Consider the following 13,771-nt stretch of genomic DNA (forward strand, 5'->3'; position numbering starts at 1 on the left):
CTCCTAAAAAATAATCTCTATTTGTTTCTGAACGCTTTTACTGCTTCCAAGAGTTAGAACCCCGGACTTCTTTGCAGCTTCATTACTGGCCTCTCGAATGACCGCATCAATCGTGCGTGCGGAATCTTTCATTGATTTACTGACATCCCTTAGTGATTTCAATCGTGAATTACTGATTTTGCGCCCTTCCTTTAATTCCTGCAATAAATCTTTCTTGATAGCTAATGCCTGTGCAGCTGTTTCCTGCATTGACTTATAACTGGTAATTACAGCTTCCGGATTCATTGCCCAGGTGACGACCGATACTTCCCATAGTTTAATTTCTCTCAGATGTCGAATTCCGTTCTCGTCATAATCGAAAATGATTGGATCATACCCAATGGACAGCTCATTTAAAACTCCGTCCTTCAATAGTACTTTTACGTCACGTCCCATGGTCGTGTCGGAAATTTTCCCACTTATAAACAGTCCATTGGGTTCTTCACGCAGTTCAACAGGACGTCCAATCGGGAGCCAGCAGTCATTGTGTAATGCAAGTACTTTAACCCGCTCCCATCCTTCTGCTAATGTCTTTGTAAACGCTCCCGGTTCTATGATGTCCCCTCCGCTGTCTATGTTCTCAAATACCGCGCCATAACCTGAAAAAATCCCTTCTTCTTCGTTATAGGCATCCATCTTGAACCGCATTTTTTTAAACTCATGCTCCACTCCTCTTCCTCCTTTCCGCTTAATTTTTTATGTTAAAAGAGACCAGGATGTCTCTTGGTCTCTTTTACATGCTTATTAAATCTGTTGTACCGGTGCAATTTATGAGTATGTCAAAAAGCAATGACAGTTCACGGTTTCCTCTGCGACTGAACAATCAGGATCACACGGCATCATGAGTTTATTCCCCTTAATTGTTACGAATGGTTCCGTTATTGGGACTGTTTTTCCATTCAATGCCTGATGTGTGTCCCTGGCTTTTCCCAAATTAGTTACATGCCAAGTCTTCGTTGAAAATCCACCTTGTCTCGCCATATCAAAATTCCCTGCCAGAAGGCTGGTATTGCATTCCTGTGCAGCAATGATACGTGCCCTGGCAGCAGATGTGTTCATTTCAATCATGATGTCCTCAGTTAGCTCCTGCTTTCCTTTCCCTTGCGTTAGGCCGTCTGCGACGATTCTTCGGATATTATCTTTGGTTGTCTGCGTCACCCTTGTGACGCGCTGCCCTCCACGCAAACGTGCTACAGAAGTCAATGATGGTTGCTGGATTGCATTCAGGCGGTAACTCGATACCACTTCTTTTACACCCTTATCATAGGTCTCTGCCCAAAGAGGCGTCAATATGGATTCCAGGATTCCTTCTTGTGTTTTCCAATCCAGCAATCCATTCACAAACTGCATGGTCAATTGTGATTGTTGCTGCTCAGACAGCCGCAGGAATTCCTCTTGTGTCATACCAATGGCATCCCAAACGCTCCCTTCCGCCTTTTTGTTTCCTATCAGCGCACCCTGTATCTGATCTGCCTGGCTCCGGAAGTATTTCGTTGTAGCTATTTCAAATTTACGGGTCTGTGTCTGCCTTGCATGGTTTAACCCCATCCCCGCCGCCTTGATTCGCTGTTCTTTAATCTCTGCTGCACGCTTTAGGATTTTCTCTTCGTCCTGTGTACTTCCAATCAACTCGTCCCCAAGAGACACTTCTATATCGTTCCTGTCTGCCTCAATCGGATCGGATGCATCTGAGTATTGTAGGTTTTCCGCCGCCGAACTGAGTTCCACTGGATCTTCGTCTTCACCAATATAGAGGTCCGCAAAATTCATTTTGAAGATGTCGCCCTTCTCCGTCTTCTCCATATCCAGCTTTTCACGCGCCTCATTCTTAGTAATTACTCCGTTATTCCATCCATCAAAGGCGACCATTTTTTCAAACTCTTTGTCTTTTGGTATGATATCATCATACTCCCATACAAGATCGTCCCCATAAGCAGATAAAAGCTGCAGGTTTATGGCATCCTGCCGGTTCGCCAGGCGCGGAGTCAATACGTTTGTAGCGTATATATATCTCGCAGCCTCTGCCGTAGCCCTGTTGCTGTTTTGGGTGATTCCCATTATTTCACGCGGTACCCCAAAATGCTCCAGGACCGCATCACGGGTAAATGCCCTCCCGTTAATCATGTCTAGGTCCTTCATGTTGTCACTCAGTTTCACGACGCTTGCTTGTGTGTCCTTTGGTCCTCCTATGGTCGCAATTCCATGGCTGTTTTGATGCCCCCTGAATCGTTCTTTCCATTTTGCAAGAAAACGCTCCTGCTGTTTATCATCCGCCCCTGGCATTACAACGATTGCACCCGGCATCGCGTCATTGAAGAAAAACTTCTTTTGGAACTTGGCCGCATATTCATCAATCTCAACCTCATCCGCAAGGGGCTCCGCCTGCCCCAGGCCTCTTCGGTATGGATCGAGAGGGTTTAGGTCCTTCATTACAAAAACATCATCAATCGGCACATCCATTACTCCGCCATCGGCCGCCCGTATCCGATAATATGGGAAACCTTGATATGGCGTCATTTGAACCCAATGTGTCGGTACCGGCCACAGTTCTGCTGGATATCCATTGTCATATCGTTCGATGATGAAATACCCCTCGCCTTTCAGCAGGAGATAATCGCTTTGCAGCTTCCAAAGTGCACTTGCTGTAAACTCATATAACGGATTTGGCCTGGCCCAAAAATCCAGGAAGGGATGCACTGTCAGTTCTTTCTTGTCCCCGTTCTGGTCAATCCGATATAGCTTCCCTTTCACATATGCTAAATCTGAGGATATCTTATCAATAACTGCCATCCTCGGATTCTTTCCGAACGTGTCCATCCATTCTGCTGTGTTTCTGGTCGGTGGAGAAGTGTACCTCGGAACCATACTATTATCTGAACGGCGTTCAAAGTAATCCCTACGGCGCCGTTGTCTAAAATTAAAAATACCCATATTAATCACCAATTCACAGTCCATTCGTTATTAGGTTCATATAATGCCAATGCAAGTGCATCGGCAATATCGGGAGAAGTCAGCCCGCGTTTCTTCATGGATTCTTTTCTTTCAAGCTCCAGTTTTCCGTCTTTATTTACCAAATAGCGACGGTTGCAGAGCTGCGATACCAGTGTATCGTCATCGGGGAGCTGCAGCTTTCCCTCTTGAAGATACTTTCTCACTTTCCCCCACATGAGGCCAGTACTGTTGCTATATTCCACGGGGTCATTATCATCAACCTTTCCTCCAGAGCCTCCAAAGTGACACTCAATAATCTCCAGGTCCAGTTTCGGAACATTCTGGCATTCATTCCACTGATTTCCGTCCTCCGGATTTATACCGGCCCGTCGGCATCGGTCATACCATATTGCATCTATTATCTGGTCACGTTGATCATATAGATTATCGTAAACGCCAACCCCCAGTCCATCACAGTCAACTTTAACCCGGATGGCCGCGTCCGGATAATCCATGGCAAACTGTTTTATCATAATGACAACATACCCTGCTATCTCAGTTGTGCGGTTATGATGGTATAGCTCATATGGTAATGATTGTTTCTTGTCTATCAATGGATACAGCGCGGAACTATCGTCACCATAGCGCGCCACATCCACACCAATGTCAATCTGTCCTCCTGGCGCATATACCTGGAGATTCGCAGCTTCCTCGCACCATTCCATTGCAATCAGGCTGTCCGGCGTGGATTTAGGAAACTGTCCTGCAACACGGACCCTAAACACATCACTATCCTCTCCGAACATATCAATAATCTTTTGTACGAATGTCCTTGATACGTGCTGGCTGTCGCGTCCGTCCACATGAATCGCACTATATTGTTCCCGATTGCGATGATGGCTGTCGTAAAAGAATCCAGCCAGGCGGGTCGGATTCCCCATCATAAGCAGCTTGGCATCCTCTCCTGTCATAGCACCTAAGACCGGCTCAAATACTTTGTCCGACACGCCGGATGCTTCGTCAATGATATAAAGGACATGCTCTGCATGGAACCCCTGTAATGCCTCTGGATTAGTTGCTGTCCGTGGAACCGCGAACCATTCTTCTGGATGGCCTTGCATATAGAGCTTTTCCTTGGTCCATATAAGATCATCGCGTAATGCAGGATTATTCCTCATCCATTTGCTGATTTCAGCCCACAGGACGTCCATCAATTGGTGCTCTGTAGGGGCGGTACATGGAATCTTAGGAAACGGCCTGGTACACATATACCAAATTACAGACCATGCTTCCACGGCACTCTTGCCTATACCATGGCCGGACCGTACGGATGTCATCGGATAATCACGCAGGCTTCTCAAGATGTCTCTCTGCTTCTCGTCCGGTTTTGCCCGTATGACATCCTCGACAAAATATATAGGATTATCCGCATAAAAAAGAACGGCATCACTCCCCAGCATCTGCTTCCCCTTTCCTTTCCTTTTCCTGGCTCCTCCGCCATTCATATGCATCCACAATGCTTTGGGCCAGTTTCTGTTGTCCTGCGGTTCCCAGGCTCATATGCTCGGCCAGCCACTTCATGGCTGCCATTGCGTCATAAAGCTCAATGCTTGCACCATCCTTCCCCAATTTCACTTTTTTTATGACATGCCCGTTTACCTCAGATGATTCCTTGAACTTTACATAATTAACTTCCTTCGTTATCGGCTCTCCAGTCTCTTTGTCTGTGATTGGCCCAAAAGCCCCGATGGCCTGGATTTCCTCGCGACCAAATGTTACATAATCCGTGATGTTAGCTCTCGCCACATCTAAATGCCATTGAAATATGTCATGCTCATCGAAAAATAACGACTCCAAACGTTCTTTTTTGATTCGGTCAACTTCGGCTTTAATCTTAGCATTTCTTAGCAGACGTGAGGCATTAACCATTGCTGTCTGGTAACTACAGTCATATGCCTTCTGATACGCGGCTGTAGCATTATCTCCATAAGCACAGTACAGGCAGAAAAGTTGTTGATTGCTGTTGAGTTCAGTATTTACACTCATCTGTTCAGCAGCCTCTGCAGCTTTTATTTTCTCCGCCTTATTTTTTCTGGAATCATGTTTGGAACGTTCCGTATTTTTTTGGAGCGTTCCATTTAATCGGTTTTCCCAGTTATCTTTTGATTTCCATCCTCGGATTGTCCCGGGCGGGAGATTTAGTTGACTTGCAATCTCAACCAAATCAAGGCTTCCTCCACTTTTCCTGTACAACTCAAATGCCCGGTCCCTGTTGGGGTCTCTGGGTCTTGGCATCCATCACCACCTCTCATTCATTTATTTTTTCGAAAACATATTCAGATAACTGAAAATTAAATGAGCCGCGAACCTGTGACGGTCCGTGGCCCCGGAGAGTGTATCAATAATTTTTAATAATCAATTCTTTGTATTTCCTGCTGCCGTTCTTGCTTACAAGATTATCTTGCCTCTCTACTTCAATAATTACAAATCTGTCATACAATTTCCTGATTTCCGGGCAATCATTATACGACAAGATAAACCTTCCCTTAATATGTTCCAGGCTCTCTTTGAGACGAATATGGTCCTCCGGTTGGAATCTATCTGGATAATATTTTTCTGCATCGTAATATGGAGGGTCAAGGTAGAAAAGAGCTTTTTCCCTGTCATATGTTTTAATCAATTTCCCAAAATCATTATTCTCAATGATTACCTTGTTTAGTCTTACGGATGCTACCTTGATAAGCTCAACGGCATTCTGTATATTATAACCCTTGCATATAAAGGAATGTAAGTTTGTCCCAAAACTCTCTTTTATTGCAATCCAAAAGCGCGCTGCCCTTTGTATATCCGTAAGTCCTCGCGCTGGCTGTATTGCATCTAAAAACATTTCCCTGGACATCAATGTTCCATCAAGCTCCTTTTGCAACGCGTCCGGATGGTATTTAACTATTCGGAACAGGTTGACTAACTCCCCATTAATATCATTATATACCTCCATTGTTGCATGGCTCTCCTTGGAGAACAAAAGCCAGGCAGCGCCGCCGAATACCTCTATGTATCGGTCAAATGTGCCTGTCTCAGGAAATTGTTCCAGAATTGCCCTTCGTAATAGTTTCTTTCCACCAATCCAACTAATAAAACTATCCATATGTCACCTTTCCTAGCATCGAAATATCCTGGTAAGAAAGACCTGTCGGGTAAATGACCAAAAATAAAGCACTCAACTTTATGGCCGAATGCTTAATATCGAGGATGGGATTTGAACCCATGGCCTCAAGGGTATGAACCTTGCGAGCTGCCAGACTGCTCTACCTCGCATCAAGGCGTACCTGCATCCAAGTATCTGAAATCAGATACCCGATGCGCCAGTACGTGTATGTGAAGCAATGCTTTACACCACTTCCAGTTTACACTATAACATTTCAAAAACGAAAAATGTGAAATTAACGAAATTATTTATGCAGCGCTCATAAAATTGTTAAATTCCATTCTGACACTGTCTGCTGTTGCCTTTCTCCCCAATCGTGCGGCCACCTCCCCCCACGTCTTTTCTTCAAAAAATTTCATCCTTATAATCCTCTGCATTCTCTGAGGAATAGTATTCATCCAAGCTTCTACCTGCAGCTTTATTTTCTCTGCATCTTCTTTCCGAAATTTTAGCAATTCTTCCTCCTTTTCTAGGTAGCTTGGATGTTCTATGAAAGAGTAAGAAAGTCCTTCGATATGAAAGTTCTGTGGTGCATAAGGAAATTCATGCATGGATCCTTTTACCGAATCCTGTACAGGTAGCTTCCTACGTTTCTTAAGCCTCGTAATATCTTCTTCTGTCTCTTTGATTAGTTCGCAGGCATCTATATATTGACTTAATATATGCTTTTCCATCGGCATCACCTCCCCAGCCTTAAAAACCTCTGCCTCGCCTTATCCCACTCCTCTGCCAGTTCGGCACCTATCGGCTCGTCTACCCGCTCAAACTGGTACCGTTTGCGATATGTCCTTCCCTCCCTTGCATAATTGGCTATCAAGCGTGGATATTGGATGCTTAACATGACGGCTAATGCTGCTATTGGATACCTCCCGACATATCTCCCCTCGTCATATAAATCATACATTACGACCTCTCCCATGAAGCATACTCCTTTCTACGATGCATACATATCGTATTCATACCGTATCTTTGACATATGGTTTTTTGCGTAAATACGCGTTGTTTCGATACACGCATGGCCCATCAGGTCACTCAGTGATTCCAGCGGCATTCCCTTGTTAAGCGCATGTGTGGCAAATGTGTGCCTCAGAAGATGTGGGAATACCCTCTTTTCGATTCCGGCCTTCTTTGAAATCTCTCTGACGATATTCTCCATAGCGTTCTTTTTTATGCCTTGATACGGAGCTCTGACCGATATCACCACCGGGCCCTCACGCCTGCCATCCAGATACTTTTCCAGGTAAACTAGTAAACGGTCAGAGAAGAATACAGGCCTCTCTTTTTTTCCTTTCCCCAGTACAATCACTGTCTTTTGCTTCATATCAATGTTTTCCACCCTCATGCCGGCCACTTCTGATACTCGGCATCCGGATGCCAGGAATAGCTCCAGCACCACATTGTCCCTTAGGTTTTCTCCACACGCCACTCTCATGCGCTCCACTTCCTTTTGCGTCAATGCTTCCCGGACCTGCGCCGTATACTTAATTGTGTCCACCGTGGCCATGGGATTTTTTATTATGTATCCGCGCTTGTGTAGAAACGTAAAGAATGAGCTGGCTATCAGGCGTTTATGATTCTTGGTGCTATCCGATATTCCATTTGTCTCTGCATAAAAGTTCAGGAAGTTCATGATGTCGAAGTCCTGGATCTTGTCCACTGGTTTTCCCAGATAGCACAACATATCCCCCAGGAATTTGCTGTATTGGTCAATGGTACTCTTTGCTTTATTATCAAACCGCATCTTAGCGATGTATATTTCCAGTTCGGGAAATCTCAATACCCCTGTGCTCAGTTGTGTATTGCGTTTGGCCACTTCATAATCGCTTAATACGGATGCGAGAGCTGTGTCAACCATCTGCAATACCGTTGTGTCCACATTACTGGACAGCTTTGCTATCAATTCGTCTTTTAATTTATTTTCGTCCATTTGTAACTCACCTCGTTCAATACATGCCCCGAGTTTTTTCTTCGGCGGCTCCCCCTCTGCAGGAGAGCCATGTATTTCCTGTATCTCTATTTTTTTCTTCCAAAGGTTAGTATGTGAGCTTAATATCCCGTGATGCGGCTTTTTCCGCACCCCCATCAACACGCTCATCCCTTCCGGCACCGCTTATATGTTCTTCAAATTTTTTATGTATAGCATCGGCAATCTCATCAACGTTTCCATTGTCTTTGCACTTAATATTAGCTTTTAAATCTATGTTCTCAGGCTTTCCTGTTGTCATCTCACGTATGTATTTGTGCGGAACATTACAATTCACTGCATTCATTACAATCTCGGCCTTGGTACTCTCCCGCATAAGTCTATAGAAATCTGAAAAAGTCACTTCTACTCTGTCCTCTTTTGCAAATGCATCTAAAATAGTTCCCATCATTTTACCTCCGTACTATCTCCTCTTTATTTATATTCTTTTTTACATATTGGTATCCTGCCACTGTAATAGTCCTCGGACTTCTATCAACATAATTTATCAGGCCTGCATCTCGCATTGCTTTGAGATGCGTATTCACCGATGCGGTTGATTGGTATCGGGTTCCGTGGCATATTTCTCTTGTAGTAGGCGGGTATCCTTTTTCTTTTATGTATTTGACTATAAAAATCAGCATGTTTTCATGTTCTACTTTCATTCTTTACCCTTCAAAAATCATACTATTTTTAATAAATATGCAAATATATTTAGTCTCACATACACTACTATTACTGTAATGATAATGGCAATCACACAAGAAATAAATTTCAACCTCAATCAGGTACCTCCCTTCGTATCACAAGTGTCAGTTTTAACTATTCTTCTCTATGGCAAGTATTCGTCAATTTTTTGTATACATCTTCGTATAATTCCTGTTTGTCCCCATTATACGTATACTCAGCATAAATACCGTCGCCACTAACCGAAGTTGAAGCTAAACACTTGTAGTTCTGTAAAGTCTTGCAAGCCCATACAATATAAACGTCATCCAAATCAATGCGTGTGCCTTTGGTCTCCACGTCACAGTTATACCAATCTACAAGTTTTCTTTTGCATACACTTTCAAAATGTTTCATTCCTGTTATAATCATATTTCCTGCTTTCTCCGACACTTGGCAGTCGGCAGCCAAATGCTAATTCGAGACTATGGGAAGAAACTGAAACATCCACGCCTCATCCATGATAGACACAATGTTCCCATCCTCATTAATAGCCAAAATCTCAAGTATTTTAGGTTTAACAATAGTCTCTCTATTTTCCCACGTTCCTTCCGGCATCCTTACCTCCATAAGCGCCACTGCATTTAATACCTTGTCTCCGTGGATTACCTTAAATCTACTCAAATCAATTCCCATACGCTGTTCCTTCCTCCAGTTCTCCCGGAAATTTCGTACTTAAGTTGCTGACTGAAATACAGGCTCCGCTGCATCCTGTCCTGCTTTGGCCCCTGGCCCTCGCAGCGTCTCCGGTCTATACGGTTCCGGCAATGGCATCCAGGCCAGCACATCCAGTTTCTCCCACCCGTCAGTAAATGATGCTCCGTTCCAAAATGCCCTAATCACACAGTCTGTATTTTTGACAGACACTAAATATATCTCCAGTGGCTTGTTATCATATAGCGGATTTTCTTTCGGTTTTTCCGGCGTCCGCTCCTCCACCGGAATCCACCTCTCTATATCCGGCTGGTTATCAATCAGCGATTGTGCTGCCTCTCTTATATTTTTTGCAAAATCAGATATACCCATAAAAACCTCGTTAAAATCCACCTTATCCGCATCTATCAGTCTCATAACTTTTCCTTTCTCCGGTTCTCCCGGAAATGTTAATTTTGATTCCAGGGTTTAAAAGCCCTAATCTTCCCAATTAGTCCTAATGCGTCTCCGTCAAAGCATATTGCTCTATCGTCTATATAGCAGATTGCAGGCGGCTTGTGTGCAACTACATCATCAACCACAATATGGTTATCTCTCAAATAGCGCCTAACCGCTCCCATACCCTCTGGCCTTGCACATCTGGTAGATACCACAATTACCTCGTACCCTTCCATGCGTAAGTAATTGATTGCTGCCTGTATCTCTGGCACAACCGGGTCTGGTATAACTGATATACCCTGCCACCCGCTTGTGTAACTATGTATCACTCCATCAAAATCAAATACTATCGTCTTTTTATCCATGGCTTATTCCTCCTTCAAATGTTAATTCTGGTGTGCAAACAGCCACCATAATACCACCAGATACAATGCCCAAACCACATTATCGCACTTCCTATCCCATTGTAGTTCTTGGTACTGCATCCACTCCATGCCGTACCAGACTGCGGATATTGCCATGCTTACCACCAATGCCTTAATTAGTGACAATTCCATTCCTCCTTCAAATATTAATTTTACTGTGGAAGAGCCTCGATTTTGTATTTGCTCATATCATACAAAAAGACAAGCTTACCAAAATAATCTTCCTGTTCTAACACCAAAACATAGTTTCCATTTGCAACCGTAATGGAAATCACCTTTTCATCAAATTCTTTTTCCAAGTCCCATGTCCCATCAAAATTCCGTATATATATTTTTACATTCATATCTACTTTCTCCTCCGGTTCCTAGGAATATTAAGTTGGCGGCGGCCGGACTTGAACCGGCACTCTCTTACTTTCCCCACGGTTGCGGACCTGGAGGCCGCCCAGGAGTTGAACCTGGCCCTGTGTACCATACACCGCCACTAATGTTAATTTCACAGACCAAATAACGATATAGTGGATGTGCGCCAGACCGGAACCCCTGGCCGTATGGTCCTCCATTATCTCTCCATAGGCACATCCGCTGCTGGTCTTACTGGTTGTGCATACACCAGAGCCATGCCAGCTATCTTTACGCAGTCTCGGTCCTGCGAATCAGGTACCGGTATGCGCTGCTGTGTTATAAACTACGATTAAAAAATTTCCGGTACTGGCTCCCAGCTTTGGCTTTGGCCCAATCAACGGCCCCGGCTGCCGTCCAACTTTGGCATGGCGCTCCCGTTGCTTTCTCGGCGCGTTATCAGCTCACCCTCTTTTTTATTGTCTATCTGGTTTTTGCTCCAGAGATTTTTTTACAAGGTCCCTCGTTCGTCCTTGCCCCGTATTGCCTCGATAGGACAGCAATGATGGTAAAGTTGATGAAAATACTACATCCCTGAAAAATAAGCCCGCTTTTATCATACCGGCATCTGGTATGGGCATGGGCTGCCAAGGTAACACCGGTCCACAAATGTCTCTGCCTCTCCGCTCTCCAGGGCCTTAATAGCCATCTCATAAGCCTGTATCTGCTTCTCCGCCTCTGCTATAAAATCTATCTTGGCAGGTATCGTGTTTCCGACAATACCTGTACGCACCATTTGCTCCCATCCCTTATCTGTGGTTTGGTAGCGGTATGTATTAATGTGTTCTTGTAATATCGCAATTGCTCCTTGTCTATCTATCATCCCTCTGCCTCCGTTCAATCTTTTAACCACACCTTTTCGGCATCCAGAACACAGTAACATCCGGCCTTTATGTTTCTATCCTCAATCCACTTTTCTATTACTTCATTCAGCACATTGTCCAAGGCCGCTTCATCCTCGGATGACACGTCAAAACTTTCAGCAGCTTCTCCACATTGTTCATACAAATTCTCGCTGATAGCCTCAATAACGTCGCTTGCTGATATTCCCGGCCATCCCAGCGTGCATTCTGTACATGTGCCTATGTATACATACGGCGCATTTGGGCCTTCCTTTCTTGCTGCTTTTATAGCCTCTTCTTCCGAGTCAAAACTACCTCTAAAATTCTCTTCATTCCAGCTGTAACACCATTTATCCTTCATGAATCGTTTTCCTCCTTCAGGCCTTTGCATGATTCTATCCATTGCGGCTCTATGCAAAAACATCCTTCGTGTTCATATTCTTTTAATTCCCAGGCCGCTTCAAATCCTTCCCGGTCGTCAATAAATACCCCTGTCATGCCATCCTGTTCCATCATATAGGCAAGTTCTTTATCCTTGTTCCCATCACACAGGCCAAGGAAAACATATTTTCCTTCCATGGCTGTGCTTTCGACAACATAGGCATCCTCTCCGTCCATATATTCAGCTATGCCTTTCCATAACTCATAGTCGGAATCTTCTGGATTATTTTCATCAAACATGTGGGCTGTAGCAAGTTTTGCTATCTTTATCATTCCTCTGTCACTCCCATCCGCTCAAGCTGCCTATTTAGTTTCTCGTCAATTCGCTTTGCAAGCGGCCCCTCTCCAAAACCCAGTAGATACTTTATCTGCCACAGCATGATTAAGGTATCGGCCATCTCGTCCAGGACTGCATCCTCTGCCTCTGCTATCTGCCTGTCATTTCCTCCGAAGTTGCGTTTTCTCCATAGCTTGTTGATTGCCTGGGTAAGCTCTGCCATTTCTTCTATGCACTGGCGGCTCTGAGGCTCATATCCGTACCTTTCAGCAATCAATTCTATTTTCTTTTCTATGGTCATCCCTCTACCTCATGCGCTTCCATTAGCATCCTGTATGCTTCAAGCGCCATTGTGTGGCTGGTATATTTATAAGGCTCGTTTTCCAGCCAATGTCTGCCAAACATTTTTAGCTTATCTTCCTCCAGGCTTATCATGGTCTTTAATATGGATTTATCATATGTGTCCACCGGTTTGGTTTTTTTGGGAGGATATATCTTGTCATATTCCGTTTTTATCCGGTCAAGCTCTACAAACATAATGGCTCTGCCTTTTTCTTCAAAACGTATATAACAGAATCCATCGTACGCGGCCCTGTACTCTCCTCCCGCGGCCTGGAAGATAATAGGAAGGATTGGATCCCCCGGAATAAGGTATCCTAATTTGTGTAGATTCTTCAGATATGCCCTGACTATCCCTGACTCTTTCACTCCATACGCGCCATCCGAAGTGTTCATTTCTTCCAAAGAAAATACCGGTACGTCATTAATATATTCCTTCATTTTCTTCTCTCCTCTTCAGCTTTAGTATTGATACCTCATAGGCAGTACGCAGCTCAGTTTCTGTCTTGCTGAGTCTTTTGATGTATCCCCGGCTCTGTACGCGGCCCCATGTCTCTATCCTGGTTCCCACCTCGAATTCGGAAGCACGGCGTGCATTGCGCCCCCAGCAGATGCAGGGGATATAGTCCGATTTGCCGTATGGACGGTTTACGGCCAGAAGGATGTCCGCTATTTCCTTTTCAAGCGGAGTTTTCCTGTAGACAGGCGGCTTACAAATATAGCCATCCAGGAATATCTGGTTATTTTTTGTGCAATCCATCGGAACAGGCTGGGTCAAATGGATTTCTCTTACAAACACAGACAGTTTTAACCGGTTCCTGACTCCTTCATGTTGGTTATGGGAGCGGAACTGGCCTGTACACTCCATGGCATGGCCAGTATAGTCTTTATGTATGTCTATCAGGCTCTCGGATACCATTAGGGGAATAATGTCTACCTGCCCGCTGAGCCGGCCGACAGCCACATCCGCCATATAAAATCCTTCTCCGAACACTTCGTGGCTGAAGGTAAATCCGGAAGCAATCTCACCCATCATGCTTACCTTGTTGTTTTCTGTATTATTTAACATATTGTTTGTCCTCCATT

The 13,771-nt window shown here is 44.4% G+C and carries 22 protein-coding genes and 2 tRNA genes; all 24 read right to left on the reverse strand.

The window, feature by feature from the left end:
- Nucleotides 1–3: 3 nt before the first annotated feature.
- Nucleotides 4–708: an HK97 family phage prohead protease gene (locus CGC65_RS24425; protein WP_002578668.1), complete on the reverse strand. Its 705-nt coding sequence runs from the start codon at nucleotides 706–708 to the stop codon at nucleotides 4–6.
- A 99-nt stretch (nucleotides 709–807) separates the two neighbouring features.
- Nucleotides 808–2,829, reverse strand: a complete 2,022-nt coding sequence (locus CGC65_RS24430; RefSeq protein ID WP_235622272.1) for a phage portal protein — start codon at nucleotides 2,827–2,829, stop codon at nucleotides 808–810.
- A gap of 146 nt (nucleotides 2,830–2,975) precedes the next feature.
- Nucleotides 2,976–4,430: a hypothetical protein gene (locus CGC65_RS24435; RefSeq protein ID WP_007037977.1), complete on the reverse strand. Its 1,455-nt coding sequence runs from the start codon at nucleotides 4,428–4,430 to the stop codon at nucleotides 2,976–2,978.
- Nucleotides 4,417–5,265 (reverse strand): terminase small subunit, encoded by an 849-nt coding sequence (locus CGC65_RS24440; protein WP_007037978.1) that lies wholly within the window; start codon nucleotides 5,263–5,265, stop codon nucleotides 4,417–4,419. Before CGC65_RS24440 ends, CGC65_RS24435 begins: the two co-directional genes overlap by 14 nt.
- A gap of 103 nt (nucleotides 5,266–5,368) precedes the next feature.
- The gene (locus CGC65_RS24445) at nucleotides 5,369–6,118 is read right to left on the reverse strand and encodes a DNA adenine methylase (protein WP_002578664.1); all 750 of its coding nucleotides are present in this window, start codon (nucleotides 6,116–6,118) and stop codon (nucleotides 5,369–5,371) included.
- Nucleotides 6,119–6,214: 96 nt separating this feature from the next.
- Nucleotides 6,215–6,289 (reverse strand) — tRNA-Met (locus CGC65_RS24450).
- A gap of 137 nt (nucleotides 6,290–6,426) precedes the next feature.
- Nucleotides 6,427–6,852 carry an RNA polymerase sigma factor sigma-70 region 4 domain-containing protein gene (locus tag CGC65_RS24455; protein ID WP_002578663.1) on the reverse strand — a complete coding sequence of 142 codons (426 nt, stop codon included), beginning with the start codon at nucleotides 6,850–6,852 and terminating at the stop codon, nucleotides 6,427–6,429.
- A 5-nt stretch (nucleotides 6,853–6,857) separates the two neighbouring features.
- Nucleotides 6,858–7,097, reverse strand: coding sequence for a hypothetical protein (locus tag CGC65_RS24460; RefSeq protein ID WP_002578662.1), 240 nt, complete (start codon nucleotides 7,095–7,097; stop codon nucleotides 6,858–6,860).
- A gap of 15 nt (nucleotides 7,098–7,112) precedes the next feature.
- Nucleotides 7,113–8,105, reverse strand: coding sequence for a tyrosine-type recombinase/integrase (locus tag CGC65_RS24465; RefSeq protein ID WP_002578661.1), 993 nt, complete (start codon nucleotides 8,103–8,105; stop codon nucleotides 7,113–7,115).
- A 106-nt stretch (nucleotides 8,106–8,211) separates the two neighbouring features.
- Nucleotides 8,212–8,553, reverse strand: a complete 342-nt coding sequence (locus CGC65_RS24470; protein ID WP_007037981.1) for a hypothetical protein — start codon at nucleotides 8,551–8,553, stop codon at nucleotides 8,212–8,214.
- A 1-nt stretch (nucleotide 8,554) separates the two neighbouring features.
- A complete protein-coding gene (locus tag CGC65_RS24475) occupies nucleotides 8,555–8,806 on the reverse strand; it encodes a LexA family protein (RefSeq protein WP_007037982.1) in 252 nt (83 codons plus the stop codon).
- A 157-nt stretch (nucleotides 8,807–8,963) separates the two neighbouring features.
- Nucleotides 8,964–9,239: a DUF6275 family protein gene (locus CGC65_RS31940; protein ID WP_002565380.1), complete on the reverse strand. Its 276-nt coding sequence runs from the start codon at nucleotides 9,237–9,239 to the stop codon at nucleotides 8,964–8,966.
- Nucleotides 9,240–9,281: 42 nt separating this feature from the next.
- Nucleotides 9,282–9,503, reverse strand: a complete 222-nt coding sequence (locus tag CGC65_RS24485) for a hypothetical protein (protein ID WP_002578659.1) — start codon at nucleotides 9,501–9,503, stop codon at nucleotides 9,282–9,284.
- A 39-nt stretch (nucleotides 9,504–9,542) separates the two neighbouring features.
- Nucleotides 9,543–9,938: a DUF551 domain-containing protein gene (locus CGC65_RS24490; protein WP_002578658.1), complete on the reverse strand. Its 396-nt coding sequence runs from the start codon at nucleotides 9,936–9,938 to the stop codon at nucleotides 9,543–9,545.
- Nucleotides 9,939–9,970: 32 nt separating this feature from the next.
- Complete coding sequence (locus CGC65_RS24495) at nucleotides 9,971–10,324, reverse strand: HAD family hydrolase (protein ID WP_002578657.1); 354 nt, start codon at nucleotides 10,322–10,324, stop codon at nucleotides 9,971–9,973.
- 21 nt (nucleotides 10,325–10,345) lie between these two features.
- Nucleotides 10,346–10,510 carry a hypothetical protein gene (locus CGC65_RS31095; RefSeq protein WP_154656945.1) on the reverse strand — a complete coding sequence of 55 codons (165 nt, stop codon included), beginning with the start codon at nucleotides 10,508–10,510 and terminating at the stop codon, nucleotides 10,346–10,348.
- Between the two features lie 26 nt (nucleotides 10,511–10,536).
- The gene (locus tag CGC65_RS24500; protein WP_002573202.1) at nucleotides 10,537–10,728 is read right to left on the reverse strand and encodes a hypothetical protein; all 192 of its coding nucleotides are present in this window, start codon (nucleotides 10,726–10,728) and stop codon (nucleotides 10,537–10,539) included.
- Between the two features lie 36 nt (nucleotides 10,729–10,764).
- A tRNA-OTHER gene (locus tag CGC65_RS31100) sits at nucleotides 10,765–10,867 on the reverse strand.
- A 475-nt stretch (nucleotides 10,868–11,342) separates the two neighbouring features.
- On the reverse strand, nucleotides 11,343–11,609 hold the full coding sequence (locus tag CGC65_RS24510) for a hypothetical protein (protein ID WP_002578656.1): 267 nt from the start codon (nucleotides 11,607–11,609) through the stop codon (nucleotides 11,343–11,345).
- A 14-nt stretch (nucleotides 11,610–11,623) separates the two neighbouring features.
- Nucleotides 11,624–11,989, reverse strand: coding sequence for a hypothetical protein (locus tag CGC65_RS24515; protein WP_002578655.1), 366 nt, complete (start codon nucleotides 11,987–11,989; stop codon nucleotides 11,624–11,626).
- Nucleotides 11,986–12,342, reverse strand: coding sequence for a hypothetical protein (locus tag CGC65_RS24520; protein ID WP_002578654.1), 357 nt, complete (start codon nucleotides 12,340–12,342; stop codon nucleotides 11,986–11,988). The genes CGC65_RS24515 and CGC65_RS24520 overlap by 4 nt, the downstream gene beginning before the upstream one ends.
- Nucleotides 12,339–12,647: a nucleoside triphosphate pyrophosphohydrolase family protein gene (locus CGC65_RS24525; protein ID WP_002578653.1), complete on the reverse strand. Its 309-nt coding sequence runs from the start codon at nucleotides 12,645–12,647 to the stop codon at nucleotides 12,339–12,341. The genes CGC65_RS24520 and CGC65_RS24525 overlap by 4 nt, the downstream gene beginning before the upstream one ends.
- Nucleotides 12,644–13,126 carry a hypothetical protein gene (locus tag CGC65_RS24530; protein ID WP_002578652.1) on the reverse strand — a complete coding sequence of 161 codons (483 nt, stop codon included), beginning with the start codon at nucleotides 13,124–13,126 and terminating at the stop codon, nucleotides 12,644–12,646. The genes CGC65_RS24525 and CGC65_RS24530 overlap by 4 nt, the downstream gene beginning before the upstream one ends.
- Nucleotides 13,110–13,754, reverse strand: a complete 645-nt coding sequence (locus CGC65_RS24535) for a single-stranded DNA-binding protein (RefSeq protein WP_002578651.1) — start codon at nucleotides 13,752–13,754, stop codon at nucleotides 13,110–13,112. Before CGC65_RS24535 ends, CGC65_RS24530 begins: the two co-directional genes overlap by 17 nt.
- Nucleotides 13,755–13,771 lie beyond the last annotated feature (17 nt).

This window comes from Enterocloster bolteae (assembly GCF_002234575.2).
Classification (GTDB): Bacteria; Bacillota; Clostridia; order Lachnospirales; family Lachnospiraceae; genus Enterocloster; species Enterocloster bolteae.

Bases quoted from the DNA above. Each gene is read 5' to 3' on its own strand.
- CGC65_RS24495 (WP_002578657.1), bottom strand. From the start codon at position 10,324: ATGGATAAAAAGACGATAGTATTTGATTTTGATGGAGTGATACATAGT.
- CGC65_RS24525 (WP_002578653.1), bottom strand. From the start codon at position 12,647: ATGACCATAGAAAAGAAAATAGAATTGATTGCTGAAAGGTACGGATAT.
- CGC65_RS24435 (WP_007037977.1), bottom strand. From the start codon at position 4,430: ATGCTGGGGAGTGATGCCGTTCTTTTTTATGCGGATAATCCTATATAT.
- CGC65_RS24440 (WP_007037978.1), bottom strand. From the start codon at position 5,265: ATGCCAAGACCCAGAGACCCCAACAGGGACCGGGCATTTGAGTTGTAC.
- CGC65_RS24475 (WP_007037982.1), bottom strand. From the start codon at position 8,806: ATGAAAGTAGAACATGAAAACATGCTGATTTTTATAGTCAAATACATA.
- CGC65_RS24535 (WP_002578651.1), bottom strand. From the start codon at position 13,754: ATGTTAAATAATACAGAAAACAACAAGGTAAGCATGATGGGTGAGATT.
- CGC65_RS31940 (WP_002565380.1), bottom strand. From the start codon at position 9,239: ATGATTATAACAGGAATGAAACATTTTGAAAGTGTATGCAAAAGAAAA.
- CGC65_RS24490 (WP_002578658.1), bottom strand. From the start codon at position 9,938: ATGAGACTGATAGATGCGGATAAGGTGGATTTTAACGAGGTTTTTATG.
- CGC65_RS24520 (WP_002578654.1), bottom strand. From the start codon at position 12,342: ATGATAAAGATAGCAAAACTTGCTACAGCCCACATGTTTGATGAAAAT.
- CGC65_RS24430 (WP_235622272.1), bottom strand. From the start codon at position 2,829: ATGGCAGTTATTGATAAGATATCCTCAGATTTAGCATATGTGAAAGGG.
- CGC65_RS24485 (WP_002578659.1), bottom strand. From the start codon at position 9,503: ATGGGAATTGATTTGAGTAGATTTAAGGTAATCCACGGAGACAAGGTA.
- CGC65_RS24510 (WP_002578656.1), bottom strand. From the start codon at position 11,609: ATGATAGATAGACAAGGAGCAATTGCGATATTACAAGAACACATTAAT.
- CGC65_RS24530 (WP_002578652.1), bottom strand. From the start codon at position 13,126: ATGAAGGAATATATTAATGACGTACCGGTATTTTCTTTGGAAGAAATG.
- CGC65_RS24460 (WP_002578662.1), bottom strand. From the start codon at position 7,097: ATGGGAGAGGTCGTAATGTATGATTTATATGACGAGGGGAGATATGTC.
- CGC65_RS24470 (WP_007037981.1), bottom strand. From the start codon at position 8,553: ATGATGGGAACTATTTTAGATGCATTTGCAAAAGAGGACAGAGTAGAA.
- CGC65_RS24465 (WP_002578661.1), bottom strand. From the start codon at position 8,105: ATGGACGAAAATAAATTAAAAGACGAATTGATAGCAAAGCTGTCCAGT.
- CGC65_RS24500 (WP_002573202.1), bottom strand. From the start codon at position 10,728: ATGAATGTAAAAATATATATACGGAATTTTGATGGGACATGGGACTTG.
- CGC65_RS24515 (WP_002578655.1), bottom strand. From the start codon at position 11,989: ATGAAGGATAAATGGTGTTACAGCTGGAATGAAGAGAATTTTAGAGGT.
- CGC65_RS24455 (WP_002578663.1), bottom strand. From the start codon at position 6,852: ATGGAAAAGCATATATTAAGTCAATATATAGATGCCTGCGAACTAATC.
- CGC65_RS24445 (WP_002578664.1), bottom strand. From the start codon at position 6,118: ATGGATAGTTTTATTAGTTGGATTGGTGGAAAGAAACTATTACGAAGG.